The following is a 25465-nucleotide window of genomic DNA, read 5'->3' as shown; positions in this document are numbered from 1 at the left end:
TGCCATTGAACCTGCGGTCGCGAGAGCAGTAAGACCGTCGATCACCCAAACCCGTCAGAGAGGTCAACCCGGTTTCGCACGATGGAGACGACACTCACGACATGTAAACCTGGCGCAGAACCTTCTTACAGTGGCAGGCACGTCTCTCGTGTCGTGATCAAACGATCGTGATCCCGGCCAATTCCAAGGCTTGATCCGTACCGGAACGATGGGCCGGTTGGCGGCCGAGCGACTCGCCTTCATACGACTGTTAAGGGACCCCCAGCGCTCGAGTTCAATGCGACGACGAACCGTCTCCTCGTCCAGTGCGCAACATTCCAGAACACGCAAATCAAGCTGTAGGCTGGTATCGACGGTTTCCGGAACGGCTGCCGTAACGCCCCTGCCGTTCAAGCGGTCTGCCTGCTCCTTGCTCGCTGGCAGCCTTCGCCCAATTGTCCGAGTTCATTTACGTTGCGAGCAGGGGGGGTCACATCATCACGGCGGCCCGCCATCTCTAAGATGGCGATACGGGTCGATTTCCGGAGGCCCGTTCGCCAGACGTTTGATAACCTCGCCCGCTGCCGCCTCGACAGCCGCAAGGTGTTCCCGGATTTCTTCGGGTGGAGTGGTTTCGGTTATCCCATCGAAATGATGGCGGCGAGACTCGGAGAAGCCCAGGACTTCGGATTGATAGCGGTCGAAAATCGTCCTGAGCGACGCCGGCACTCCCTTCTCCTTCAGCCAGGCGTATAATTGTCCTGATGAAGTAAGGGAAACTAGGTGTCTCCCGGCCAATCTGTCTTTTTGTTCCTCGCCGGGTGGCCGGCCCAACTGTCTGCCAGCTCCGAAAACACGTTCGACGTAACCCTTAAGCATCGCAGGCGGAGCCCCATACCAGATTGGGTAGACGAGCACGAAAACCTCGGGCTCTCCAAGCACCGCCCACTCTTCCTCGACATCACGACCGGGCACACCATGTCGCTCTGCGTCTGTGAGCACCGGGTCAAAGCCGCACCGGTAGAGATCGCGCAAGATGGCAGTATGACCCTGACGCTTGACGGCATCGGCATAACGCGCGGCCATCGACATCGTGAAGCTTTCCTGCGCCGGATGACAGGCGATGATTGCGTGAGTAGCTGGCTTTGGCCTCATCGAGTTGGTCCTCCGGTATTAAGTTGTGCTTTTCCGGCACCCGGTCGTCCCGGCGAATTTGCTTCGGCATCGGTCGCGATCGAGATGTCAAACTGGTCCTGCTCCCCGGTCATGGCTGGCTTGAGGTCAGTCTAGCACATACTGGGCGAGGGACTACTCACGGGATCGTCCCACAAGAAGGGCGGCGGACGCGGTCTGCGCCTCTGGCTTGGATAACCCCGCGATTTGTGTCCCGCGCTCGCGCGCAATGCCAGTATCTCAGCGGGGGAGCGCCCGCTTGCCCTGATCGGAAAGCCAATTCCGGGCCGAATAGCCCTTGGTTTAACTTCCCTGTACCCGAAAGGCCTTGGCAACATCACGACCAAAGCGATAAATTGGCTCGATCACTCTCGAAGGGTTCAAGACATGGCCCGAGTCATTTTTGCATTGGCGACCGCTGCTCTACTTGCGTCACCAGCTGCGGCCCAGCATCACGGAGATCACGCCAGCGAGGAGGTGCCGAAAGCGACTTATGGCAGCGTGACAATGAAAACGGAAGGAAACGCGGCTGCGAACGCGGCGTTTCTCACCGGCCTCGCCCTTCTTCACAACTTCGAATACGGCCCCGCGCGGCGCGCCTTTCTCAATGCCCAGAAAGCCGATCCCGGTTTCGTCATGGCGTACTGGGGCGAGGCCATGACCTTCAATCACACACTTTGGGCGACACAAGACCGTGATGCCGCTCATCGGGCACTGGCAAAGCTCGAAAACAGTCCGGAAGCTCGCAAGCGACTGGCGCGCAGCCCCCGCGAAGCCGAGTGGCTCGATGCCGTCGAGACGCTGTATGGACCGGGAGAAAAGGCCGATCGAGACGCGCGATATAGCGCCAAGATGCGCAAGATCTTCGAAGCCTCGCCAGAGGACATCGACGCACGAGCGTTCTACGCGTTGTCCATACTGGGACGCGCGGGAGCAGGGCGGGATACCGCGCTATACATGCAGGCCGCCGCCGTCCTCGAGGAGGCGTTTCCCGCAAATCCGCAGCATCCCGGGGTGCTTCATTACCTGATCCACAGCTATGACGACCCGCAACACGCCCCATTGGGGCTGCGGGCAGCACGTCTTTACGGCGCGATTGCGCGCGATGCGGGGCACGCCCTGCACATGACCTCGCACATCTATCTAGCCCTTGGCATGTGGCCAGAATCGATCGAAGCGAATGCTGCGGCAATGGCAGCGGCCGACCGGACGAGATCGGTCATTGGTCAGGGACCAACGTATTGCGGCCACTATCCGGAATGGCGCGCATATTCCCTTCTTCAGGCAAGTCGTGTTGACGAAGCAGAAGATATCTTGCGGAGATGCGAAGTCGAGGCACGGGCCGAAGTCGAGAGCAGAGCCGATACCACCCGGGCCGGAGGAGTTCGTTCCCTCTACAACATATGGGCCATCAAGCTTGTGCGGCACGGGATCGATACTGGCGAATGGCCAGACTTCGCTACGCTTCCACAATCCGATCGCCATACCTTGGGACGCTTTTGGCTCGCTTACGGCCGGGCGCACTCCGCGGGTGGTAATGATAATGAGTTCGCCCGGGCGCATTCCGATGCGATATCGCTGGGCAACGATGCCTTGGCGGCGCTTCAGACAGAGCGCCCATTCGACCAGCAGGTCCCCCGCTGGGTTAAAAGAGCTCTCGCACAGGTCGAAATTCTCGCGCTCTATCGGGCTGGCGAGACAGGCAAAGCGTTAGAGGAGCTTCGCGCGGCCGCCCTTCTCGAGGAGGGCCTGCCCGTTGAATTTGGGCCACCTGCCCTGCCTAAGCCCAGCTGGGAATTGCTAGGTGATCTGCTCCGCTTGTCAGGGCGAACCGAGGAGGCTGCAGTGGCGTACCAAGAGATGCTCAAAGCTGCACCTGGTCGACGACGTTCTCTGGAGGGTTTGGTCGCGAGTGGAGCGGAAGATATCGCTTTTCGTTCGCAAGAGGCGGTCACTGCACCGGTACGATAGGCCGGAGACGCCATGGACCACCGGCCGAACGCTTCAGGCCACCCTGGCGAAACTGCTGGGCCTGAGCCAGCTTGTGAGCGTTCTGACCAGATCGGGGTCGCCCACTAGCGTGATCCGCTCAGCGACAATCTCGTCGGACATGTCGGACATGCCCATCCAGGCGGAGGTCATCGCCTTGAGATCAGCGGTTACGTAAAGATCCACATCGAAGCCGGGATCGATCGAGCATAGGTCCACCCCATTCGCGGGCGAGACGATAAGCCAGTATCGCCGCTGATCTCTTGGCAGTTCAGGGTAGGAGAATTCAACCACCACCCGGCGAGGAGGCAGAGGGCGCGGATCTATCTTCCTGCGCATGTTCCACATGAGCAGCTGTGCGTCGAGGTTGGCGAGAGTGCATTCGTTATCGATCCACCGCATCGACCATTCGCCCAAGGCACGAATGATCGGCGCAAGATCATGCCCCGCCTCGGTAAGCCGATATTCGGTTCCGTGCCTCCCGGTGGTTCGGCGCACCACACCCTGCCTTTCCAGGTCCTTGAGGCGCTTTGATAGCAGGGCCGGCGACATACGGGGGACGCCCCGGCGGATCTCGTTGAAGCGCGTCGAGCCCGCCTGCATCTCGCTGAGGAGAACCAAAGTCCATCTCGAGGCGACGACCTCGGCTGCCATCGCTACCGGGCAGAACTGCCCATATCCCTGTGTAGACATTGGCAACGGCTCCTCTAGCCCGGCGTACGCGTCAACTACAGAAACTATACCGGCGACGCTTCAACTGATGAACTAGTCTCGCACTGCCCCGATGGATCACAAGGATTTGGCCGGAACATTCCGGATGACTATCGGAGAACCACTATGCCTTTGATTGACATCCAGGTGATCAAGAACGTCTTCTCGCCCCAGCAAAAGGGCGAGCTCATCGACAAAGTGACCGAAGCCGTGGTCGCGGTGGAAGGCGAAGCTATGCGAGGAGTAACTTGGGTTAGAGTGATCGAGGTCGACGAGGGAAACTGGGCGATCGGAGGCACTCGCCTCAGTGCCGCCGACATTCACCGAATGCAAACGAGCTAAGTTCCCGAGTCAATCTACTGACTTGAACCTGTTCTTGCCGCATGATCGCGCAGGTTACCAGATCGGTGGTGGGCCTTTTGGCGGCTGCTGAGAGACAAGATATTCGACGAAGTGCAGCTCGAAGCCCGCGTTGCGAAGCGGCTCAAAAGCTTTGCGCGATGTGCCGCACGCCGACGACCCAGCATCGCACCCAGACCCCGACCCACAACCAGACCTGTCGTGCCATCGCTTCGACTGCAGTAGACTAGCCCCTCGCGACCGCGCCACACATGCCTATCGCGGTAGACCTGTTCGTCGTAGCGATGATCGCGACCGTATGACTGCCGTTCGCCTCCGTGACGACGGCGATCCTAGCGAACGTCATCATCGTCATCGTTCGCGGAGCGCACCGAAATCTGACCTAATGTGGGGTCGGCCGCTCGCTTCGGCCGACCGCTTTCAGAAAAACGACAAGGCTGGGCGATGAGCCGCAATGGGGTGGGGAACGATCATTCATCCGCATGTCTCTAGAGAGCGCTGAGTGATAGCAACTCCTCATGGCTGTCTTTTCGTCTCGTCGAGAACGGCGTCTTTGGCTCTGGGTGCTTGCCGCTTTCACCGGGATCTTGGCGAGCATGACCTACTCACCAAGGTTGGCACGGATTCTGCGAGAACACGGCATCCTAGAGGTCACGTTCATCGCCGGCGCATTATCAGTATTTGTCTTCGTAATATGGGATGCGCTCAATGCTCGGTGGGGCAAGCGCGACTTCGCCGTCGCCCTAGGGATAGTAGCAGTTTATTCGATCGCACTTTCTAGAATTGCGTTGCCGGAAGAGCGTACTCACATGATCGAATACGGCGTTGTTGGAGTACTGATCTACAAGGCGCTTCTTGAGAGGTTGAAAAATGAATGGCCCGTGTGGTCTCCAACCCTGTTAGCGATGCTAATCGTGGGAACTTTGGGGAGCATCGATGAGGTTTTGCAGTTTTGGCATCCGACCAGAACATTTGACTGGAGAGATATTGGGTTCAATTGGCTCGCGGGCATACTCTCTATAACCGCTTACAAAGCCATCCTACGGGCTAGGGCGCACATCTAGTCCGCAGCAGAAGTTGAACGTTAAACGCATCGTGACTAGACAGCAGCACCGACCGAAAGAATGTGTCCGCAATCGGGTCACCACCGGCTTGTCCAATGTCAGGCGGGCGGCAGGGACAATTGACCCACGTTTTTAAAGGCCATGTTCGGTATAGGTCCGATCTTTCGTCGCAATGTCTTTACAGCACGCGCAGCCTTCGCCCTTGGCCATCTTTTCGCAGCACGCCATTTTCCTCTCAGCAGATGAAGTGGGCGCGTCAACAGGTTGGGATGTTGGCGCGGGCTGTGCCGCAACTGCGGCAGCAAGTAGGGTCGAAACAATCATCAAATTTACTCCTCTTCAACCACAGTCTCACAGACGGCAAATGTCCGCAATAAAGTCGTTACCGGCACGACCGCTTTGGTGAAATTTTCGCGAAGCCTGCCTGTCGGCTTCTGGCGAGCTCCGCACCCTGCTTTAGCATCCGATCATGGGGTGGAAAATCGACAGGCAGCTTACGAGGGCTGCCTCGAGCTCTCTTGAAGGCCCAAAGACCCCGATAACGATCGCATTTAGGGAGCCCCGCGCATTAATCGGATCCCCTACTGAGGGGTGGGCACGACGTCATCAGCCTTCCTGATGACTCTGACGCCTTCCTAGCCACCAAGCCAGCACGGCGCCGAACACGAGATGAGAGACAATCGTTATCCAGTTGCGCGCCATCTCGAACCACGGAAAAATGGTGGTGAATCCGTAGAAGTTCACGAGGTAAACGGCCAAGCCGAACAGCGCCCCGAGTCCCACCAATGCGCCCGTCGACACGGTCATCCGTCGAGCAATGAACCCAAAAATGACCCCGAGCACGGCGGACAGCGCGAAATGCACGAGCATGCCTACAGTAAAAATCCCGGCGTCAAAGGTGGCGGGGGGAGGCAGAACACTCGTTCCGAGCACAATCGCGCCCATCATGCGAGGGGGGCCCCACGGACTCCCACCGCCGACCGTGCCGACGAGGATCATTTCCATGGAGACGAACACGAGACCCGCCAATAGGCCGGCGACGGCGGCCTGGCGAAGTGAACGTTGAGACATTTTCGGCTCTCCCGTTTTCTGCTGTGTGACACCCATAACTTCGCGCACGGGGGCAATCCGGTTACATTGCGTCGACTACGCATGTGTAACCGCAGGGCTACGCAGGGCGAATGAGGGGAGGAAATGACACTCAGGCCGGACCGGCTCGACACGCTTGCGGCGGCTGCCTTCGTCGGTGACCGCAAAGCATATCGCGCCTTCCTGGAGGAGGCAGCAATTCGGCTGCGCATCTACGTGCGGCGTCGAATGGGCCTCCAAACGGACGTGGAGGACGTTGTGCAGGAATGTCTGATTGCCCTTCACGAGAAAGGCGGAACGTTTGATCCGGGTAGGCCCGTTGCCCCATGGATGTTCGCGATTGCGCGTTACAAAATGGCAGATCATTGGCGCCGCGAGGGGCGTCGACCTCAAATGACCAGCGAGTTGCCCGAAGTGCCTGTCCAGCCTGATGATTTTGCAAGCCACGATGTTGCAACCTTGCTGGCCCAGTTGCCCGAAACACAAGCAGAAGCGGTCAAGCTCACGCGTTTGGAAGGGATGACCAATCGGGAGGCTAGCCAGGCGGCCGGCATCCGTCTTTCGGCGATGAAGCTCAGGGTGCACCGGGGGATTATCGCTTTGACCAGAATGGTTGCTCGAAGCGAATGATCACAACCGACGACCTTATCACTCGGCTTGCTCGGCAAGGTCCTCCGATCTCGCCTCAGGGACCCAGACAATTCGCAGCACTGATTGCGGTGGCGGGAATGCTGTGCTTGGCACTCCTTGCCGCGACTTTGGGCGCACCCTTGGCCGCGTTGCCTCAAATCGGCACAGCCCCTTACGCGATGAAATTGGGTTTCGCCGGCTCTATCGCAGTGATCAGCGCAGCTGCAGCATATCGCGCAGCTCTACCGGGCCGCCGAGTAGGGCGATCAATGGCGCTTCTCGCGCTTTGCTTTGTCGCCATAGCGGTCCTCGCGATGCTTGAAGTAGTCTCTGTCGGTCCATTATGGCCCGGCTCGACGTGGGCACGGTGCGTCTCGGCGATCGTCATTCTGGGATCGGGTATCTTCGCGGCCCTGGTATTCGCGATGCGCCGGCTTGCACCGACTCGGCCTCCCATCGCGGGCGGGCTCGCCGGGCTTGCAGCAGGTGGTCTAGCTGCCACCGTCTACGGTCTCTGGTGCCCTGAGACTTCGGCTCTCTTCCTGGCCAGCTGGTATGCCCTGCCGATCTTGGCGCTAGGGCTGCTGGGTGCAGGTGCAGGCACCAGCCTGTTGCGTTGGTAATTCGGTGAGGGGAGCATCGGGCGGCCTCGCCTAGCTCCTCTCATAGAGTGCAAACTCCTGAAATGTCAGTTAATTAGTCCCCCGATGTCCGCCTTTGCGGTGGGAAGCGGACAAAGGCGCGTCATCAAGTATAAAGCATTCTCAGGCCTCCGCTGGCCATTTGAAGCCTTGGGTCATCCTCACCATGGCGGCAGTCGACTGGGTGAAAGGTCGTCCGGGCACACTGACCAGCGCGATAGTGCGATTGATCGCCGGCTCGACGATAGGGCGCTGAATAAGTTCAGGAACGGTCACAGAGTACTCTGGCATGACCGCGATGCCGATCCCGGCAAGCACCATCGCCTGGACCCAATCTTCACGCTCCGAACGAAAGCGTGCATAGAGCTGCACCTCGTGGTCCTTGCACAAGGCCGCGAACATCTCGCGCATCTCGCACGAAAGCCGGTCCACATATGGCTGTCCGGACAAATCCTTCAGGCGAATGGGATTGCAGTCGCCAAGCGGATGGCCGGGCGGCAACACCGCAACGTATCTCTCGGTGTAGAGCGCGTGCACGCGAAAGCTTTCGGGAACGCCTTCAAAAGGGTTGGCGATCGCAAGGTCCAACTCGCCGTCCCCAAGGCGATCCAGAAGCTGCGGCAGCGGCGCCTCGCTCACCTCCACCTCGACTGATTCGAAGGCTGACTGGAAGGCTGCGAGGTAGCGCGCAATCCGAACTGAGCCGATTGAGCCAAGCACGCCCAGCCGCACGGGCACCTTTTCAAGCAGCCGATACTCCTGCGCGATAGTTCTGGCTCGCTCCGCTTGATCCTGCATCTGGCGAAGAGTCGGCAGGATCGAGCGACCAAACTCACTCAGACCGATGCGCTTGCCGTCGCGGGTGAAGATCGCAGAGCCAAGCTCAAGCTCGAGCTTCTTGACTGCTTTGGTCAGCGCGGGCTGGGACACATTGCAGCGTTCCGCGGCCCGGGTGAAGTTCAGCGCTTCGGCTGCCGCTAGGACATAGCGAATCTGGAATAGCTCCATTTGCCGGCCTCTTCTTCGACTCGCATTGATAAACGGTGGTTATGCAACAATGCCCATCTTCTGCTGTGCTCGCATCCCCGCAGCGCTTAGCTTCGAGGCAGCAACACAAGGGAGAGTAGCAATGTCTGTCTTCATGGTTGAGCGCGACCTAAAAGGGATCGCAATAGATGATCTTGCCGCCGCTCAGGGTGCGGCCATAGGCAAGGCAGAGCAGATGCGCGGGGAAGGCACCGACATCCGCTATATCCGCACGACCTTCGCGCCAGACGATGGCAGATGCATGTGCCTGTTCGAAGCCCCGTCGGAAGAGGAAGTGAAAAGGCTTAACGATGAGGCGGGTCTGCCCTACAGCCGGGTCGTTCAGGCGATGGACCTTACCCCGTAAAAGTGCTGATCACGCTCTAGATCGCAGCGATCCCGCGGATGAGAGTCGGATGTCCATAATGGGGTCGGTAGCGGCTGGTCCGTGTTTGGCTGCCAGAGCTGCGCACCAGCCGGCCAGCCTCGTGCGTTTCTATCGCGTCGCGAACGTCGCAAGGGTAGGAAGCTAACTGATCCGGCAAGGAAGTTTTGGCGTTTCGAGGAACTAAAAAGACTGATCCTCCAGCAACTTCCTTACAGTCGTTTCCACAAGTTGGGGCATCCGATGTTCCGGCACGCGTGCCAATTCAGCGAACGTGAAGCCGTCTGCGAGGAGTTGCCCAATAACGAGCCAACCCGCGAGATAAGCTTCACGTTCGAACCCTTGGGACCCGGTGCCCATGGTGTATTTGAAGACGGTTTCTTGGTCAGCCGTGGAAAGGTGCGGCATGAGGTCGGTCAGAATAGGGTGACGTTTTTCCATCGCCTTAGCGAACCAACCCGGGGAGTGCTCAATATAGTCTTCGACAGCTGCCCGCGGCCCGACCGCCTTGGCGACATGCATCGCAAGCCCCTCTTCGAAAATGACCCGGGCCAAGGTGCGCTCATACCCTCGTGAGAGGAAGGCTAACTGCGCATGAACAGCGTGAGTAAACTCGTGCGGCATTATGCGGGCCCGGTCGTCTGGGCTCATCTCGACAGGGATCGATACGACTGGCGTTCCGTCCGTCTTGAAAGCTGTGAAGGCGTTACCTTCGAACCCACCCACATACACATTGAACTGCAAAGAGCTCGGCGCATCGGATTGAAGCAGCTGCAAAACGCGCTCCAACGCCTGAGCGGGTTTCGGCTGCATACCGCGATAACCCTCTCGGATAGTCGGCAGTGCGTTCTCGTATTTGGGCCAAGCTGAATCAATCAATTCGCGGGCTATCGCGTCGCCCTCAGGCGTGGGCGGAATTGCAGCAAAACCGTACCTGCTTTTCCATTCGGCGAAGCGCTGTTCCGGGGGCAGTTCGCTGGCAGCGGCGTAAAAATCAAGGAACCGGGGCGTCAGATCGACGATGTTTAACCGAACTTGGCCGACCACCTCTTCCTGAGTTGTGAGCGGTAACTTCTGAGAGAGTGCGGGCGTCGTGACCGTCAAGAGTAGAGATGCGATCAGGATGCGAAGGTGATTTTGCATGCTCGCTGATTATCGGCGCCGCCATACTAATCAAGGCTATCCGTTGAACGGCTCAGGACTAACGCCGCACGCACCGGGAGTCGTCGCTCCGTTTAATTGGTGCTGCTGGATAAACGGCCGCATTGGGGTTGTTAGCCCACAGGCCGCTTCGGCTAAGTCGATCGCCGAGAGCGGACAGTCCACACACGGCCCAGAACAGGTCGCAAGCGCCGCGCGTTCACCAATCAGGCTGGTTATCCTGCTCGATAGTTCAACAGCCGTCGCTGAACGACAGTCCGGTCGCAGTCCCTGCGGAAAAGCCTTCCAACGCGATCATGCTCGAACTCCCGGAATTCCAAGATCTCGAGCTTGAGGCCATTGACCGGCAGAACCTTGCGCCTCAGGTCGTCATGGCGCTTTCGTTGCTCACCTCGGGACATTCCTGAGACAGTCAGCCGCCGGTCGAAGAAGGCAACCTGCTCGGAGTGCTGGCGCTCGTGATATTCTACCACCAGTCCGAGTTCCGGATACCAGGCATCAACGGGCAATATTGCACGCCGACCAGACGGCCCAGGATCACCCCGCAGAAATGGAAATTAGTGCTGCCGAACCGCCGCGCGACCTGCCGGCGAAGACCCCGCTGTGCCTGGTGCTCGATCGCTCTCTTCGCGCGCCGTTGGCAGCGGCGTGGAGCGATACTCCGTCTCGGCCGCTCGAGAAACAGCTTGCCCAGATCGCAGCAGACGCGATCGTCGCGGGCGAGGCGTCGTTTCGGCAGGGGCTTGTCGAGGCCCGCGAGCGCAAAGAGGCACACTTGCGCTGGGAGCAGGAGCGGCGCCTTGCGCGCTTGGCAGAACTTGAAAGCAAGCGCCTCGCAGATCTCAGGACGAGCGGCGAACTGCTGCGGCAAGCTGAGGAAATACGGGCCCTCGTGGCACGGGTGGAATCGGCGCTGGCGCGTGGAAACTCGCCCGAACTCACTCCTGAACAGGTGTCCCACTGGAAATCGTGGGCGCTAGCTCAGGCGGACAGAATTGACCCGGTTCAATCAGGCCAGGTTTTGGCGCACCTGCATGTCCCCCAGATCGATGACCAAGAAAGATGATCTAGTCCCTGTTGAAGATATCTGCGAATTGGCGATGGCAACATCTGGGCCGCTTCCGGACCGTCCGCTCTCGGCGATCGACCTAGCCTAATCGGCCTGTCGGCAAACGACCCTGTTTCCGATAAAGCCTCGCCTCGAACGCTAAGTCTTACGCCGTCGTCCCTGAATTTCAGCGCGGGCCGCAGCATGAGCGACGTTGAGAGCCTCTTCACCAGACGTTGAGACATCCGGAGCGACGCCGGTACCCTCCCACCCCGGTCCATCTACGGTGCGGAACTGGGGAAGAAAAAAGGAAATATTCGAGCCGACCGGGACCATGTTTCCACCATTGCCTGCGCCAGCGCTCGTTTCACCCACGACGGTCCCGAGCTTGTGACGTTGTACGACATACGAGAGCATTTCGGCTGCCGAGGCAGTCTTCCGGTCCTGCAGAATGTAGAGAGGAACACCGGCGAGGCGACCGCCGTCGATGTTGGGCACCGTCCATAGTTCTTCCGTCTGGTCCAGGCTTCGGTTGTACGTCGTCATCAGCCGGACAGGTTCCGCTTTCGCAAAATGGCTGACGATTTGGGCCACTAGGTCCGGGGAACCGCCCGGCACGCCCCGCAGGTCGATGATTGCTGCGTCCGAACCCTGCAGCGCGGCCATTGCCGCCGAAGTTACCTCTTGTGACAAGGCGAGCGGCACCAACCGGGTGAGCTTGAGATAGCCCACATTCCCGTCGAGCCGCTCGACTTTGCCAAAGCCGAAATTGGTCGCCGCAATCTCCGCATCGCTCCGCCGGTCGATTCGGGCATACGGTGCTGGGCCGCTGCCGCCGACCGGAACCATCCTCTGGATCTGGCCTCGCTCGGCGCGATTGGGCTCGTAGACCGCCCGCAGATGCACGTCCGGCACCGCTTCCAGCAGATCCCGGCTAAGCGCCTTCGCCATCTCGTCTGCTTTGACGATCTCATCGTAAGCGCCTGCCGAATGCCGCTGTCGCAGCTTGTCCGCGATCTTCGCTCCTCCGGCGGCGTCTATGTAACGTTGCTCCGCAGCACGCGCCATCGTTTCTACGATCTCGGCCTTTCCGGCCTTGTCGAGGACGTCAGTCGTGGGGGCTGCTGGGGCTACCACAGCGGCCTCTCTGGAAGCCGACCCGCCTTCGCCGGTAAACTGGGCAGATTGAACCGGCGCGTGAATCATAATGGAAAGAAGGACGATGCATTTGTTGCGCATCAAGAACTCCTGCACAATGCTTTACCGACGCAGCTTCGGATGACTTAGACGCCAGCCCCGTTGGCGTTGCCGGGACGAATAAGGCGTGGACACCAGTAATCGACGAAAGTGGATCCTCCGTAGACAAAGGAAAGGAGCATCGTCGTTCCGCTTCCCATCCCAATTGTGGTCCATCGTCAGCAGTGTCGTAAGCCTGAAAGCGGTCGACCGAAGTGTGCGGCCGACCGCAGCTTAGGTTAGATTTCGGTGCGCTCCGCCAGCAGCAGAGCGTCTTCGACGTCGACCCTTAGATAACGAACGGTATTATCGATCTTGGTGTGACCCAACAGTATCTGGATCGCGCGGATGTTGCCCGTGGCGCGATAGATCATCGCGGCTTTCGTCCAGCGGAGCGAGTGGGTCCCGTACTCGGACTTCCGCAGGCCGATCGCTGTGACCCACTCATCTACCAAACGAGCGTACTGGCGCGTGCTCATGTGACCGGCGTGATCAATCCTGCTTGGAAAGAGATAGTCGGTTGTCGAACCGCAACGACGCTCCAGCCACGAAAGCAGCGTTGCACGAAGATCAGAGGTCAATTCAAACTGGACCGGGCGACTGGTCTTTTGCTGAATGACGATTGCCCGGGTGCGGACGTCGGTCCCAGCTACGACGTCACCAATCTTGATCCTGAACACGTCGCAGCCGCGCAGCTTGCTGCCTAGCGCGAGATCGAACAATGCCCTATCTCGCAGTCGGCCCTCTCGATCGAGGTGGAAGCGGATCGCCCAAAATCTGCTTCTGCGTGAGGGGTCGCTTCGTGCCAACTGTCTTGCCAGCATTCTATGCTGAACGGGCTTGGACGGCGGGGTCAAATCTTGAGTGACCCATTGTCGTTCTCCTCGGCCTTGATTGGCCATGAGGAGAACGGTCGCGGATAAGCGGCAAGTGGGCCGATACCTGACTGTCGGCTTTGCGCGTCCGCGAACCCAGAAGCGGACAGTCCGGGTGCAGCCCGGATGCGAACAGTTTGCTTCAGGATAAGAGGTGCGGAAAGCTTGCAATGGAGCAGGAACCCAGGCGACGCGACGCCCAGTTAAAAATGCGCTGGCAAATCTGATTATTCAGGAAGCGCCATGCAAACCTGTTGAATGAGACTGGTGCTGAGCTGCTGAGCGATGTAGCCCGCAAGGCGCATCATGTCTCCTTTCTCCTCGCGTGCAACCGTATTGGGAAGGTGGGGATGATGGTCAGCAGGCTGGCCTCTGCCGCCTCACGACGAAACTTCGTGAGCGCCGACATTGGTCTTCGACCGAAGCCAAAAATATATGCGAAGACCAGAGCCCTCTCCCAGCCATCGGCAATCGACCCGGTTCCTGGCGCTTTATGCGCTTGCGGTGGGCGGTGGGTCGGCATCATATGCCCCGTTCCTGACGCTGTTCCTGCCGGCGCGACTGCTCGAGCTGTTCGGGGATCAGGCCGTCCAGGTGATGTCCTACAGCGCCTTTGCCGGGGCCATCGCCGCGAGCGTGTCCAATATCTTCTTCGGCTGGGCAAGCGACCGCACGGGACACCGGCGCGGATGGATATTCGGCGGTATGGTACTGTCCTGCCTGCTGCTCGTGTCGATGCGCGGGGTCGAGACGATCTTCCAATTGCTCGCGATGGTGGTGGCGTGGCAGATTTCCCTCAACATGATGCTGGCGCCGCTCGCGGCCTGGGCGGGCGACTGCGTTCCTGACGAACAGAAAGGACTGCTCGGCGGCCTCCTCTCGCTTGCACCGGGCATCGGAGCCCTGGTCGGAGCCGCGATCACGCTGCCCCTGATTGCCGCGGGCGAGGTGAGACTGGTCATCAATGCCGCCCTGGTGGCCGCGATGGTGCTGCCCGTGCTGGTCTTGGGACGGCCGCGACCCATGCCGCATCTCCAGCGGTCGTCCGGTGGCGGCGACAAGGCAACGGTCGAGGGCCCGGCACCCGATCCATCGTCGGTGCCCGTCTGGCAAATGTGGCTCGCACGTCTGCTGGTCCAGATATCCGAGGCATCGCTGTTCGCCTTCCTGTTGATGTGGCTGACCCGGTTCGATGGGACGGTGCGGGACAACGATGTCGCGCGTGTCTTTGCGTTCGTGCTGTTTGCCGCCGTACCCGTTGCCATCGTTGCGGGACGATGGTCGGACCGGGCGAGACGGCCGATGGCGCCGCTCGTCGTCGCAGTGGCCATCGCATCCATGGGCCTTGCCGGAATGTCACTCGCCCCGAACGTCCTTTGGGGCGTGGCGGGCTACATGACCTTCGGCATTGCAGCGGCGGTCTTCCTCGCGCTTCATTCCAGCCAGACCCTGCGCGTGCTTCCGCGGCCGGAACACCGCGGCCGGGATCTCGGCCTGTTCAATCTGACCAACACGATCCCGTCGCTGGTCATGCCCGGAATCGCGCTGGCGCTGATCCCCGTGTTCGGCTTTCAGGCCCTGTTCGCGGTCCTCGCTGGATTGACGTTCCTCGCGCTTCCGCTGCTGACCACGAGAAAGGGAACGAGGAGCCCGGCATGAGGACCGGGTGCCCCCCGTTGGCGTCGCGCCCCCGATCGGCTAGTCGAATGGAGATGGGGCGGCCATGGTAACGATGCGCGAAGTGGCGAAGGCCGCCGGGGTCTCGGTTGCAACAGCCTCGCGCGCCCTGAACGGGCTGTCGAACGTCACCCCCGAAACCCGCGAGAGGATAGAGGCCGCTGCGGCGGAACTCGACTATATTCCCCACACGGGCGCGCGCAGCCTGACGCGCCAGCGCACCGACACGATCGGGGTGATCCTGCCAGACCTTTTCGGCGAATTCTTCTCCGAGATCATCCGGGGAATCGACATCATCGTCCACGGCGTCGGCAAGAACATGCTGCTCGGCAACATGCACGGCAGCCCCGAGGAAGCGGCCAACGCCATCCGCTCGATGCGCGGGAGGGTGGACGGCCTCCTGGTCATGCCGCCCAATTCCAGCGCCGACACCATCGGCAACGCGCTCCATCGCAGTATCCCGACAGTCCTTCTCAATGCGCGGCCGAAAGATGCGACCACACCGTTCGTGACCGTCGACAACTATGCCGGCGCACTGCTCGTAACCGAACACCTGATCGCACAGGGTGCCCGCCGCATCGTCCATATCGCGGGACCAGCCAGCAACAGGGACGCGACCGAGCGCAAGCGGGGCTACCTCGATGCGCTGGCGCGTCATCTGCCGCGAGTGACCCCCATAGTGTTGCCGGGGGACTTCCGCGAGGATGCGGGCCGCGAGGCCGCCCGGCTCCTGCTCGCCGGGCAGATGGCCTTCGATGCCGTTTTCGCCGGCAACGATCTCATGGCGGTCGAATTGATGTCAGAGTTGCGCGAAGCCGGGCTGGTCATCGGCAAGGACGTACTGGTCGCCGGTTTCGACGACATCCCGCTTGCGCGCTACGTCACGCCCCAGCTCACCACGGTCCATTCGGACATCACCCGACTCGGCTCGACTGGCGCACTGATGGTCCTGCGGATGCTGAGCGGCGAGGAACTGGGCAGCGACAACGGGGTGACGATCGCCCCGACCCTTGCGGTCCGCGGATCCACGCGTGGCCCGCTCGCGTCGATCGCCAAGTAGAAAGCGGGATGATTTTCCCTTGCCAGTCAGACCGCGCGATGTAACCGGTTACGCAACAAGTCGGCCGATTGGGAGAAGACGATGAGACTGGCGGCCAAGGCTCTCGCGGCGATGCTGCTGCTAGCCGGATGCACCAATCTTCCGCAGGCGGCTTCGGCGCAGCAGGCGCTTGCCGGCCAGCATCCCCAGGAAGCGATCGCGGACGGCGGTTATCGATATCAACTGTTCGTTCCCACAGCCCTGTCATCCGCGCCAGCCGAGCAGGATACGCGCTGGCCTTTGATGATCTTCCTGCACGGTTCGGGCGAGCGAGGGGACGACATCGCCCGCGTGAAGGTCCACGGACCGCCCAAGGTCGCCGACGCCGACCCGGATTTTCCCTTCGTGCTCGTCTCTCCGCTCCTGCCAACCGACGAGGACTGGGATGTCGCGAAACTGGATGCGATCGTCGACCGCGTCACCGCGACGCTGCCGATCGATCAGGATCGCGTATACCTGACCGGGCTCAGCCGCGGCGGCCATGCCACGTGGAGGTGGGCCGCGATGGAACCCTCGCGGTTTGCCGCAATCGCGCCGGTCGCCGGACGGGGTGACCCGGCGACCGCGTGCGCGCTCAAGGATCTGCCGGTCTGGGCGCTCCACGGCGACCGCGACGACGTGGTGGTCCCGGAGGGAAGCTTCGCCATGGCCCGCGCGATCCGCGCCTGCGGCGGCCGCAAGAGCCGCCTGACAATCTATCCCGACCTGGGCCACAACGCGTGGGATCCGGCCTATGCCGATCCTGAGCTCTATCTCTGGCTGCTGTCGCAGCGCCGGGCATCACGCGGAAAATAGACGTGCGCGCTTTGGCCTTGCTCGCGACTGTGCTTTTGCTGGGGCTTGCCGGATGCGCGCACGGTTTCTCGCGCGCGGGATCCGGCCCCGATGACCTTCGGGCGATGACCTACAACATCCGGCTCGACCTCGCATCGGACAGGGGGAATGCATGGCCCATGCGTAGGGATCTGGTGTTCGCTCTCCTTCGACACGAGGATCCCGACGTCGTGGGCTTGCAGGAAGTCCTGCTCGGCCAGAAATCCGACCTCGAAGCCGCTCTGCCCGGCTATGCAATTGCGGGCGTCGGGCGCGACGACGGCGGCGTGAAAGGCGAATTCTCGCCTGTCGCCTGGCGCCGCGCAAGGTTCGAGGCGCTCGAGACCGGCACCTTCTGGCTTTCCCCGACCCCCGCGATTCCCGGCAAGGGATGGGACGCCGCGTTGCCCCGGATCGCGTCCTGGGCCCTGCTGCGCGATCGCCGGACCCGCCGGACCGTCCGCGTTCTCAATACCCATTTCGATCATGTCGGTGTGGAGGCGCGGGCGCGCAGCGGGGCGCTGCTGGCCGAGTGGGCTGCCGAGAAGGTAGCCGCCGGCGAGCGCGTGATCGTGCTGGGCGACTTCAATTCCACCCCGGACATGGCGGCCATCGTGGCGCTTGCCGACCCGCATCGCAGCGGACTTCGCAACGCGCGGGCGATCAGCCGAACACCCCCTTACGGCCCCCTGGGCACATTCAACGCCTTTCGCATCGATCGGGACGACCCGGCGCCTATCGATCATATTTTCGTTTCCGGCACCTTCGCGGTCCGGCGTCACGCGACAGTAACCCAGCACTGGGGCGGCCGCTTGCCATCGGACCATTACCCCGTGATCGCCGATCTCAAGGTGCTCAATTGAGCCGCTTTTGGCTCTGGCCTTGGCTCTTGCCGCTGCTGCTCGTTCTCGCGGGCTGCATGACTGCGACGCCGGTGCCGGTGCCCGCCGCCGATCGAGACACGATCGACCTGAGCGCGGGATGGCAATTCCGGTTTCAGGACGGCTGGACGGTTGAACAGGCTTCGACCGCGCCCGACCCGCAGTGGCAGCCGGTCAGCCTGCCCCACACCTGGAACCGGCTCGGCGAATACCGGCTGGACCGGACCGAAGTGACCGACAACCGGCAGGGCACGGGGTGGTACCGGCGGACGATCGACGGCCGTGCGCTCGATCCGGCCAAGAGGCATTACATCGAATTCGACGCGGTGGGGAACGTCGCCGACGTCTGGCTCAACGGTCGACCGCTGGGCCGGCACGCAGGGGCGTTCACCCGCTTTCGCGTCGAGTTCGGCGATGCGCTAAACAACGACGGGCCGAACCTCCTGATCGTCCGCGCGGACAACAGCGATCCCCGGCCCGGCAGCGCGACCGCCGACGTCATTCCCCTGCTCGGCGATTTCTTCGTTCACGGCGGCATCTATCGCCCGGCGCGCATCGTGTCGGTGCCTGCCAGCCATATCGCGCTCGACGATTTCGGAGGTCCGGGTCTCTATGCGACAACTTCGGTCGCAGGTGGTGACAGCGCTTCGGTGGCGGTCGTGGTCCGCCTTTCCGGCGCGCGCGAGGGACAGGAACTGGTCGTCGCCATCGCCGACGCCGATGGCCGCGCGGTCGCGCGTTCCAGCGTCAGGCTCGCGGAAGGTCAGCGGACGGTCGAAACTACTCTCGCGGTCTCCGGCCCCCGACTGTGGGACGGTCGCTCCGATCCCCACCTCTATGCCGTGACAGCGACGTTGATGCGAGACGGCGCGCCTCTCGACACGGTGCGCCAGCCGCTCGGGATACGCACTGCCCGCTTCGATCCCGACGAAGGCTTCTTCCTCAACGGCGAGCGGCTGGAATTGCGGGGCGTTTCGCGCCACCAGGACCGCCTCGGCCACGGATGGGCGCTGTCACCTGCCGACGAGGAGCAGGACATGGCGCTTATCGCGGAGATGGGCGCGAACAGTGTGCGCGTGGCGCATTACCCCCAGTCGGATTACTGGTTCGACCTTGCCGACCGCGCCGGAATGGTCGTCTGGGCAGAGGTCCCCTTCGTCAACAAGGTGAGCTTCGCAGACGCACCGGCCTCTGACGCCCTGCGCGAGAACGCGCGGGTCCAGATGACCGAGATGATCCGCCAGAACTTCAACCACCCGTCGATCGTGACCTGGGGGATCGGCAACGAAGTCGATATCGACCTCGCGTTCAAGCGCCTGGGGCCGCAGGCCGACGCGCGGCCGTTGCTGCGCGAACTGAATGCGCTGTCGCACGCCGAGGACCCCTCGCGTCCGACGGTCCTGGCCGACTGCTGCGAGGCCACCCCTGGAGACAAGGCCGATTACCTGCCCGTTCTCACTGGCGAGGCCGACCTGATGGGCTACAACCGCTATTTCGGCTGGTACTACGGCAAGACAGCCGATCTTGGTCCGCATCTCGACCTGCTGCACGCGCGCCATCCCGCGATCCCCCTGTCGGTCAGCGAATACGGCGCGGGCGGCGCGTTGACGCAGCACAGCGATCATCCCGAAGGCCGGCCAACCAACGTGACCGGTCGCCCCCAGCCGGAGGAATTCCAGGCCTGGTGGCACGAACAGAGCTGGCCGCAGATCCGGAAACGCAAATATCTCTGGGGCAGCTGGATCTGGAACATGTTCGACTTTTCCAGCCGGATCCGGCGTGAAGGCGACGCCATCGACATCAATACCAAGGGCCTGGTCAGCTACGATCGCACGGTGAAGAAGGACACCTTCTACTACTACAAGGCACAGTGGAGCGGTGAACCAGTGGTGCACATCACGTCGCGCCGCTTCGATCGGCGCACCGAGCCCGGGACGCGAATCAAGATCTACAGCAACGCCCCCAGCGTGGCGGTCACGCTCAACGACAGGCCGCTCGGCGAGGCGCCGTGCATCGACCGCGTCTGCGTGATGACAGGGATCGAACTGAGCCCGGGCATCAATGCGATCGGTGCGCGCGCCACGTTCGGGGACGTCGCGGTGGCCGACAGGGTGGAGTGGCGTTTGGTCGACGCCGGGGGGGAGTAGCGCCGCTTCCCGTCAGTTCATTTTCAGGGTCGCCGCGACACCGAAATGATCCGACGGGTATTCGCCATCGGTCGCGCCATCGCCGATCCCTCGCGCGGTCACCGCCTCGAAGCAGCATCGCTCCGCAAACACATGATCGATCACCCGCTCCGAATGCCCCTTCGCGGGGTTGAGGGTGGTCGAGATCGCGCCGGGCGCAAGCGCGCTCGCAAAGCGGGGTGGCCCGAGGAGCGAAAGCTCGGGTGCCGTCAGCGGGGCATTGAAATCGCCCATGATCACCAGCGCAACTCCGTCTTGCGGGAGCCAGGCCATCATGTCGGCGATCTGCCGCCCGCGCACAGGACCCTCGCTCGCCTGCCACGCCAGGTGCGTCACGACCACGTCGATCGGGAGGCCCTGCAGCAACACGCGCGTGCGCAGGGCGGTTCGATGATCGCTTACCGGTTCGAGGACCCTCGCCGCTTCCTCGACCACGGGCAGGCGGGAGAGAATGGCATTCCCATATCGCTTGGCCGAGCCCGGAGGCTCCGACGCGGCGAAATGCACCGAGTAGCCACCCAGCATGGTGGCGATGGTCGCTGCCTGATTGGGAAGCGCCTTGGCGGAATCTTCGAGGATCTCCTGAAGCCCGATGACGTCCGCCTCGGACTCCCGCAGCGCCTGAACGATGAGTGGCAGCCGTGCGGCCCGGTTTCCCGCGTCGTGCCAGATGTTGAAGGTCGCCACCCGGAGGTTCGGGCGTTGCGAGCCGGCAACACTTGCGCACGACGCCAACGGCACAGCCGCAGCGGCGGACAGGAATCGACGACGATCAAGGGCGAAGCGATCCCCTCTCACCGATCTTCTGCCAGCCAGCCCCCGGTGAATCCGAGCCGTTCGAGCCCGCGGCGGATGTGCGGGTTCTTGCGCATGACGTTCCAGACCAGGCCGGTTCGGTGGTTCTCCATCATCGCCAGGATCGGTCCCTGGTCGATCCCGAGATAATCGTGCGCCACCCAGCCCTTGACCGGATCGATCGAGCCGCTCCGGCTTCCAGTATCGACAAAGGTGTAGCTCGGGTTGAAAGCATCCTTGAAGCCGTACTGCGCGTAGAGCGCATCGCCATAGGCGTCCCGCATCGACATGAGCGCGGGGATGGCCACCTCGGGCGCGAACGGGACCGATCCCCCAGCCGCGGTGGGCACGATCGTGCCGTCGTCGACCACGCGGTGGCTGCTTGCCCCGCGGGCCGAATACCCCATGAACGTGCGCGGCTTGCCGTTCACCCGCCGCCCGTTCGCGGCTGCGGTTGGACCGTCGGACGCGGTCCAGCCCCACAGATCCCCCGAATAGCCGATCCAGTCGTTCGGATTGTCGATGCCATAGGCGCGCTGGCTCAAGGTGGCGCGGCGGCTGTTTTCGAAATAGTCGATGCCCTTGCGCGCCATGAACGCATCGCGGATGCCGCGAAAGTCGACCCAGACGTGGCTGTACTGGTGCCCGAACAAGGGCTCGAACTGGAGGTGTTCATAGCCGTAGAAGCTGCCCCAGTCCTTTTCCAGGTCGGCGGCCCAGCCCGTGTCCCAGGCGTCCTTGCCGACGGGATGCGTCGGCGATCCTGCGGCGAGGACATAGACCAGCATGCCTTCGTTGTAGCCGACCCAGTCGTGCGTGCCGAAGTCGCCGCCGTTCCCGCGTTCCGGGTACCAGCCCATCGCGATCGCCTTGCCGCTGCCGCCGTTGCCCGACGGGATCGTGCTGTTCTCGCGCTGGACGAACGTCCAGTCGACCCGGCGATAGATCTTCTCGGCCAGGTCGCGAATTTCGCGTTCGACCGGGTTGTCGCGGTCGAAATAGCTCTGCGCGAAAAGCACTCCGCCGAGCAGGAGGCTGGTGTCGACCGTCGAAAGCTCGGTGTTTCCGCGGCGCGTGCCATCATCGTTCTTGAGGAAATGGTAGAAGAAGCCCTTGTGCCCCGTCACGCCTTCGGCTTGCGGCCCCTGGGGTGCGGTCCAGTAGAACCGGAGGCAGTCGCGCGTGCGCGCCGCAGCGTCCGGGCGCGAAACATAGCCGCGTTCGGCGCCGACCCCGTAAGCGGTCAGCGCGAACCCGGTTGCCGCGATCGAGGAGAACGGATTGCTGGGCCAGCGGTCCGGCGCAAGGCACCGCTCGGTGTCGGTGGTTTCCCAGAAATAGCGGAAAGTCCGCCGGGTCAGGTCTTCGGAAAAGACCTCCGTCTTAGGACCCGCACCAACCGCTGCGCCGCTCTCCGGCGGCGTCAGCGGTGTGCACGAGGCAAGGAACAGAAGCGGTGCGAACCGAAGGGTCTTGTGCATATCCTGCCTGTAATGTGTTGCCATCCGGCGCACGATCCCGGGGAGGTCGGGACCCGCGCCGGATGGCGTCCGGTCAGAATTCGAAGCCGACCGAAAGCTTGAGCGTGCGCGGCGGATTTCCGCCGATCGAGAAGTTCGACACGTCGCCGAAACCCCCGTTCCCGTCGGTCGGGTTATTGTCGTTCGGATTGCCGTTGTAGCTGGTGTAGTTCCGCCAGTTGAACACGTTGAAGAGGTCGGCACGAACCCAGAGCTTCGACGCATTGGTCAGGAACGGCAGCGCGAAATTCTTCTTCAGCGCCATGTCAAACTGCCGCAACGCCCACTTGTCGAAAATAAGGAAAGGCGCCGGGTTGGTGTTGTTCCCGAAGGTACCGATGATGATCCGCTTGCCGGTCGGATCGTTGGCGAAGCCCGAGACGAACGGCGGCGAAGCGAGTGTCATCTTGGCGGAGATCACGAAATCGAGCGGCAGGTCGGCACTGCCAGCAGTGACGAAACGATGCTTCGACACCCCGCGTGAGAACAGGAAGGGATAGTCCTCGGTGGACGGGAAATCGAGCGCGAAGGTTTCGCCGAAGTTCCGGTTCTCCTCTGCCTCGGTATAGGTATAGGTCGCCGTGATGTTCCACGGCGACGACGCCGTGTAGCGCTTGACGAGCTTGAGGTAGGCGGAATCGGCGTTAGTCTCGAGACCGTTGGTCCCGATGATGATGCTGCCGCGGCCCGGAGGCGCGAAACCGAACGGCGAGTTCTGGTTGCCGGTGGGGGCGAAGAACGAGCCGTCCGGACGGCGATTGCCCAGAAGGTAGGCGAACCCGTCCCTGCTCTCGATGTGGGTGAAGCCGACTTCGGCGTTGAGCAGACCGAAATTACGACGCACACCGATGCTGAACTGGTCGGAGTAAGGCACCTTCAGGTCGTTGTCGATGAACCGCAACTCCTCGCCCGCGGTCGGCCCGACCGAATTGACGAGTTGCGCAAGGCCGGCGGGCGTCAGGTAGACGGGGTCCCACGCCACGCAGGTTGGCGATGGATTGCAGTTGTTGCGCGCGTCGCCGGGCACCCGGAAGCGGAAGGTTCGGGTGGTGAAGCCGCCCCGACTTACCTCTTGCTGGAGGAAATCGAACTGGTTGCGATCGTACGAACGGCCGAACCCGCCGAAGAGGGTGAAGTCCGTTTCAGGGTCGAGGAGGTAGCTGAATCCGATGCGCGGCTGAAACGCGCCCGTGAATGTCTTGCGCTCGGTCCCGGTCGAGATGAAATCGTTGATGTCGTAATCAGCGTTCACGAGATTGGGATAATTCGTCGGCGACACCGCCGCGAGCGAGGCGGGCGACGTGACGAAGTTCACGTACGAGGGCGTGCGGTCGTAATCCCAGCGGACACCTAGGTTGAGTGTAAGCCGGTCGTTCACTTCCCAGTCGTCCTGAATGAACAGTCCAAGCTGGAAGTTGTCCGAGGTCACGATCGGGTTCGCGCCCAGTCCCGCGTCGAACCCGAACTGCACCTGATACGGCACAGCACTGTTGAACGTGCCGGTGTTGTTCATTGCAGCCGGATTATACTGCGTGTTGAACGTGTAGAGCGGGTTGAACAGATTGAGCTGAAGCGAATTCAGCTTCACCCACTTCGCCTTCACGCCGGCCTTGATCGTGTGCCCGGGCAGCCCGATCCAGGTGAAGTCGTTCTGGATACCGTAACCCTTCTGGCCCTTGTCCTGATAGTTCGAGGCGCCGCCCGTCTGGAACAGTTGTACGCCGTTCGCATCCTGGAACCGGAAGCCGTTCTCGAACGTGCGCGGGGTCGGAAACCACGACGCGTCCTCGAAGGTCAGCTTGAGGTCGTTGATCCAGTTGTCTGCGGTGTGCTCCCAGCGAAGCAGCCCGCGCCACTCCTTGACGTTCTGATCGACCGTAGTGCTGCGCAGGCTCGAACCCGAATTGATTCCGTCACCCGTCTCGCGGCGATACTTCAGCGAAGCCTGGATCAAGTCGGCGTCGTTCGGCGCGAAGTCGAGCTTGCCGAAATAGAGATCCTCGTTGAATCGCTTTGAGAACGACCCGAACTCGTTTGCGAAAGCGCTCGGGATGTTGCCGACGTTGTTCCCGCTGCCGGGATTGATGTCGAGCGGCTGGTCGATCCTCTTGCCCTCGTAGGTGCCGAAGAAGAACAGCTTGTCCCGGATGATCGGCCCGGCGAGCGAGACGCCGTACTGGATGTCCTGCTGCGGCGTCTTGGGACCGGTGAAGTCGCCGGTAACGCGCCCCGGCCGGCCGAGGAAGCGTTCGCTGGGAGTGCGCGAACGGAATCCCTCGTCGGTGTATTCGAAGAACGCCTCGCCGTGGAACTCATTGGTGCCCGAGCGGGTGACGGCGGTGATCGCCACCGAGCTGACCTGGTCGAACTCGGCCTTGTAGTTCGAGGTGAGCACCCGGTATTCCCCGATGGCCGACTGGGGGAACGGGTTGCCGGCGGTCGAATCCTGGCCGGTGATGCCGTTCTTGAGGACGTAGTCCTTCTGGCCGACCCCATCGATGAATACGTTGGTCGTGCGGCTATCTTGCGCCCCGCCCTGCAGCCGGGACTGGCCCGCGCCGTTGGTGACGAACTGCACGCCTGGCGCCAGGTCGGCAAATGCCAGGAAGTTGCGGTTGATCTGCGGCAGAGTTTCGACTTCGCGGCGGGTGATGTTTAGGCCGACCTCGCCGCCCTCCATGCTGCGGAATCGCGCGCCCGATACGACGATCTCGTTGGCCTCGTTGGTCACGCCAGCCACGGTGCGGCTGCCGGCTCCGGCAGCGGAAAGGTCGAAATCGATCACCGCGTCCTGCGCGACGAGCAGGGTGAATTCCTCGGTGGACTTGACCCCGTCGGCAGTCTGCAGCTCGAGCCGATAGGTCGAGGGGCGAAGCGACGCGAAGTTATAAGAGCCATCGGAGGCAACCGTGACCGTCCGGCGAACGCCCGTCGCAACTTCGACCGCGCTGACCTGGCTCACCTGACTGTCGGCGGAAATGCGCCCGCGCAGCGACGCGTTGGCTTCCTGCGCGTACGCCGGCACGGCAAGGGCCACCGCCATGACGCCGGCGGCACTCGTGACCGCGAGCGCGGCCGCGAGGCGGCGCGCGGTGAGCGAGCGATTCTGATTTGCGCTGTGCACCTT

Annotated in this window: 21 protein-coding genes and 1 pseudogene; 12 read left to right on the top strand and 10 right to left on the bottom strand. The window is 62.0% G+C overall.

All coding sequences use genetic code 11. The annotated features are described in order from the left end of the window. Nucleotides 1-477: 477 nt before the first annotated feature. Nucleotides 478-1134, bottom strand: coding sequence for an NAD(P)H-dependent oxidoreductase (locus ACPV3N_RS09610; protein ID WP_440117015.1), 657 nt, complete (start codon nt 1132-1134; stop codon nt 478-480). Nucleotides 1135-1539: 405 nt separating this feature from the next. Between ACPV3N_RS09610 and ACPV3N_RS09605 the strand changes: the two genes are divergently transcribed. Then, nucleotides 1540-3123 (top strand): tetratricopeptide repeat protein, encoded by a 1584-nt coding sequence (locus ACPV3N_RS09605; protein ID WP_440117013.1) that lies wholly within the window; start codon nt 1540-1542, stop codon nt 3121-3123. Between the two features lie 33 nt (nt 3124-3156). On the opposite strand, the gene ACPV3N_RS09600 is transcribed toward ACPV3N_RS09605, so the two are convergent. Then, nucleotides 3157-3834, bottom strand: coding sequence for a winged helix-turn-helix transcriptional regulator (locus ACPV3N_RS09600; RefSeq protein ID WP_440117011.1), 678 nt, complete (start codon nt 3832-3834; stop codon nt 3157-3159). Nucleotides 3835-3978: 144 nt separating this feature from the next. On the opposite strand from ACPV3N_RS09600, the gene ACPV3N_RS09595 reads away from it, so the two are divergent. Together ACPV3N_RS09595 and ACPV3N_RS09590 are read left to right on the top strand one after the other, a co-directional pair. After that, nucleotides 3979-4194, top strand: a complete 216-nt coding sequence (locus ACPV3N_RS09595) for a tautomerase family protein (RefSeq protein WP_440117009.1) — start codon at nt 3979-3981, stop codon at nt 4192-4194. Nucleotides 4195-4808: 614 nt separating this feature from the next. Then, nucleotides 4809-5276 (top strand): VanZ family protein, encoded by a 468-nt coding sequence (locus ACPV3N_RS09590; RefSeq protein ID WP_440117007.1) that lies wholly within the window; start codon nt 4809-4811, stop codon nt 5274-5276. A gap of 606 nt (nt 5277-5882) precedes the next feature. Here the strand turns inward: ACPV3N_RS09590 and ACPV3N_RS09585 are convergent. Then, on the bottom strand, nt 5883-6395 hold the full coding sequence (locus tag ACPV3N_RS09585; RefSeq protein ID WP_440117005.1) for a hypothetical protein: 513 nt from the start codon (nt 6393-6395) through the stop codon (nt 5883-5885). Between the two features lie 75 nt (nt 6396-6470). On the opposite strand from ACPV3N_RS09585, the gene ACPV3N_RS09580 reads away from it, so the two are divergent. Both ACPV3N_RS09580 and ACPV3N_RS09575 read left to right on the top strand, forming a co-directional pair. Next, a complete protein-coding gene (locus ACPV3N_RS09580; protein ID WP_440117003.1) occupies nt 6471-6995 on the top strand; it encodes a sigma-70 family RNA polymerase sigma factor in 525 nt (174 codons plus the stop codon). Then, nucleotides 6992-7618, top strand: a complete 627-nt coding sequence (locus ACPV3N_RS09575) for an NrsF family protein (RefSeq protein ID WP_440117001.1) — start codon at nt 6992-6994, stop codon at nt 7616-7618. Before ACPV3N_RS09580 ends, ACPV3N_RS09575 begins: the two co-directional genes overlap by 4 nt. A 141-nt stretch (nt 7619-7759) precedes the next feature. On the opposite strand, the gene ACPV3N_RS09570 is transcribed toward ACPV3N_RS09575, so the two are convergent. Further along, a complete protein-coding gene (locus tag ACPV3N_RS09570; RefSeq protein WP_440116999.1) occupies nt 7760-8644 on the bottom strand; it encodes a LysR family transcriptional regulator in 885 nt (294 codons plus the stop codon). 121 nt (nt 8645-8765) lie between these two features. Between ACPV3N_RS09570 and ACPV3N_RS09565 the strand changes: the two genes are divergently transcribed. Beyond that, the gene (locus ACPV3N_RS09565; protein WP_440116997.1) at nt 8766-9029 is read left to right on the top strand and encodes a DUF4242 domain-containing protein; all 264 of its coding nucleotides are present in this window, start codon (nt 8766-8768) and stop codon (nt 9027-9029) included. 201 nt (nt 9030-9230) lie between these two features. On the opposite strand, the gene ACPV3N_RS09560 is transcribed toward ACPV3N_RS09565, so the two are convergent. Then, nucleotides 9231-10190: a hypothetical protein gene (locus ACPV3N_RS09560; protein WP_440116995.1), complete on the bottom strand. Its 960-nt coding sequence runs from the start codon at nt 10188-10190 to the stop codon at nt 9231-9233. 529 nt (nt 10191-10719) lie between these two features. Between ACPV3N_RS09560 and ACPV3N_RS09555 the strand changes: the two genes are divergently transcribed. Beyond that, nucleotides 10720-11274, top strand: a complete 555-nt coding sequence (locus ACPV3N_RS09555; protein ID WP_440116993.1) for a hypothetical protein — start codon at nt 10720-10722, stop codon at nt 11272-11274. Between the two features lie 141 nt (nt 11275-11415). Here ACPV3N_RS09555 and ACPV3N_RS09550 read toward each other — a convergent pair whose 3' ends face one another. Beyond that, nucleotides 11416-12495 (bottom strand): S41 family peptidase, encoded by a 1080-nt coding sequence (locus ACPV3N_RS09550; protein WP_440116991.1) that lies wholly within the window; start codon nt 12493-12495, stop codon nt 11416-11418. Nucleotides 12496-12731: 236 nt separating this feature from the next. Further along, nucleotides 12732-13365: pseudogene (locus ACPV3N_RS09545) on the bottom strand (tyrosine-type recombinase/integrase). Between the two features lie 437 nt (nt 13366-13802). On the opposite strand from ACPV3N_RS09545, the gene ACPV3N_RS09540 reads away from it, so the two are divergent. From ACPV3N_RS09540 to ACPV3N_RS09520, 5 genes are all read left to right on the top strand, one after another. Next, complete coding sequence (locus tag ACPV3N_RS09540) at nt 13803-15026, top strand: MFS transporter (protein WP_440116989.1); 1224 nt, start codon at nt 13803-13805, stop codon at nt 15024-15026. Between the two features lie 64 nt (nt 15027-15090). After that, a complete protein-coding gene (locus ACPV3N_RS09535; protein ID WP_440116987.1) occupies nt 15091-16104 on the top strand; it encodes a LacI family DNA-binding transcriptional regulator in 1014 nt (337 codons plus the stop codon). An 81-nt stretch (nt 16105-16185) separates the two neighbouring features. Continuing rightward, entirely contained in the window at nt 16186-16938 is a 753-nt protein-coding gene (locus ACPV3N_RS09530; RefSeq protein WP_440116985.1) for a carboxylesterase family protein, read from the top strand. A 104-nt stretch (nt 16939-17042) separates the two neighbouring features. Continuing rightward, nucleotides 17043-17819: an endonuclease/exonuclease/phosphatase family protein gene (locus ACPV3N_RS09525; RefSeq protein ID WP_440116983.1), complete on the top strand. Its 777-nt coding sequence runs from the start codon at nt 17043-17045 to the stop codon at nt 17817-17819. Then, nucleotides 17816-19984 carry a glycoside hydrolase family 2 protein gene (locus ACPV3N_RS09520; RefSeq protein ID WP_440116981.1) on the top strand — a complete coding sequence of 723 codons (2169 nt, stop codon included), beginning with the start codon at nt 17816-17818 and terminating at the stop codon, nt 19982-19984. Before ACPV3N_RS09525 ends, ACPV3N_RS09520 begins: the two co-directional genes overlap by 4 nt. A gap of 12 nt (nt 19985-19996) precedes the next feature. Here ACPV3N_RS09520 and ACPV3N_RS09515 read toward each other — a convergent pair whose 3' ends face one another. The 3 genes from ACPV3N_RS09515 to ACPV3N_RS09505 all read right to left on the bottom strand — a co-directional run bounded on the left by ACPV3N_RS09515 (nt 19997) and on the right by ACPV3N_RS09505 (nt 25462). Beyond that, complete coding sequence (locus tag ACPV3N_RS09515; protein WP_440116979.1) at nt 19997-20710, bottom strand: endonuclease/exonuclease/phosphatase family protein; 714 nt, start codon at nt 20708-20710, stop codon at nt 19997-19999. A gap of 107 nt (nt 20711-20817) precedes the next feature. After that, nucleotides 20818-22299 (bottom strand): glucoamylase family protein, encoded by a 1482-nt coding sequence (locus ACPV3N_RS09510; protein ID WP_440116977.1) that lies wholly within the window; start codon nt 22297-22299, stop codon nt 20818-20820. A 73-nt stretch (nt 22300-22372) separates the two neighbouring features. Further along, nucleotides 22373-25462: a TonB-dependent receptor gene (locus ACPV3N_RS09505; RefSeq protein ID WP_440116975.1), complete on the bottom strand. Its 3090-nt coding sequence runs from the start codon at nt 25460-25462 to the stop codon at nt 22373-22375. Nucleotides 25463-25465 lie beyond the last annotated feature (3 nt).

It is taken from the genome of Tsuneonella sediminis (assembly GCF_051912845.1).
Taxonomy (GTDB): domain Bacteria; phylum Pseudomonadota; class Alphaproteobacteria; order Sphingomonadales; family Sphingomonadaceae; genus Tsuneonella; species Tsuneonella sediminis.
Note: the sequence above shows the minus strand (reverse complement) of the source record. Positions and strands in the feature narration are given on the sequence as shown.

Bases quoted from the DNA above. Each gene is read 5' to 3' on its own strand.
- ACPV3N_RS09580 (WP_440117003.1), top strand. From the start codon at position 6,471: ATGACACTCAGGCCGGACCGGCTCGACACGCTTGCGGCGGCTGCCTTC.
- ACPV3N_RS09510 (WP_440116977.1), bottom strand. From the start codon at position 22,299: ATGCACAAGACCCTTCGGTTCGCACCGCTTCTGTTCCTTGCCTCGTGC.
- ACPV3N_RS09610 (WP_440117015.1), bottom strand. From the start codon at position 1,134: ATGAGGCCAAAGCCAGCTACTCACGCAATCATCGCCTGTCATCCGGCG.
- ACPV3N_RS09590 (WP_440117007.1), top strand. From the start codon at position 4,809: ATGACCTACTCACCAAGGTTGGCACGGATTCTGCGAGAACACGGCATC.
- ACPV3N_RS09525 (WP_440116983.1), top strand. From the start codon at position 17,043: ATGACCTACAACATCCGGCTCGACCTCGCATCGGACAGGGGGAATGCA.
- ACPV3N_RS09600 (WP_440117011.1), bottom strand. From the start codon at position 3,834: ATGTCTACACAGGGATATGGGCAGTTCTGCCCGGTAGCGATGGCAGCC.
- ACPV3N_RS09595 (WP_440117009.1), top strand. From the start codon at position 3,979: ATGCCTTTGATTGACATCCAGGTGATCAAGAACGTCTTCTCGCCCCAG.
- ACPV3N_RS09560 (WP_440116995.1), bottom strand. From the start codon at position 10,190: ATGCAAAATCACCTTCGCATCCTGATCGCATCTCTACTCTTGACGGTC.
- ACPV3N_RS09605 (WP_440117013.1), top strand. From the start codon at position 1,540: ATGGCCCGAGTCATTTTTGCATTGGCGACCGCTGCTCTACTTGCGTCA.
- ACPV3N_RS09535 (WP_440116987.1), top strand. From the start codon at position 15,091: ATGGTAACGATGCGCGAAGTGGCGAAGGCCGCCGGGGTCTCGGTTGCA.
- ACPV3N_RS09570 (WP_440116999.1), bottom strand. From the start codon at position 8,644: ATGGAGCTATTCCAGATTCGCTATGTCCTAGCGGCAGCCGAAGCGCTG.
- ACPV3N_RS09575 (WP_440117001.1), top strand. From the start codon at position 6,992: ATGATCACAACCGACGACCTTATCACTCGGCTTGCTCGGCAAGGTCCT.
- ACPV3N_RS09565 (WP_440116997.1), top strand. From the start codon at position 8,766: ATGTCTGTCTTCATGGTTGAGCGCGACCTAAAAGGGATCGCAATAGAT.
- ACPV3N_RS09530 (WP_440116985.1), top strand. From the start codon at position 16,186: ATGAGACTGGCGGCCAAGGCTCTCGCGGCGATGCTGCTGCTAGCCGGA.
- ACPV3N_RS09540 (WP_440116989.1), top strand. From the start codon at position 13,803: ATGCGAAGACCAGAGCCCTCTCCCAGCCATCGGCAATCGACCCGGTTC.
- ACPV3N_RS09550 (WP_440116991.1), bottom strand. From the start codon at position 12,495: ATGCGCAACAAATGCATCGTCCTTCTTTCCATTATGATTCACGCGCCG.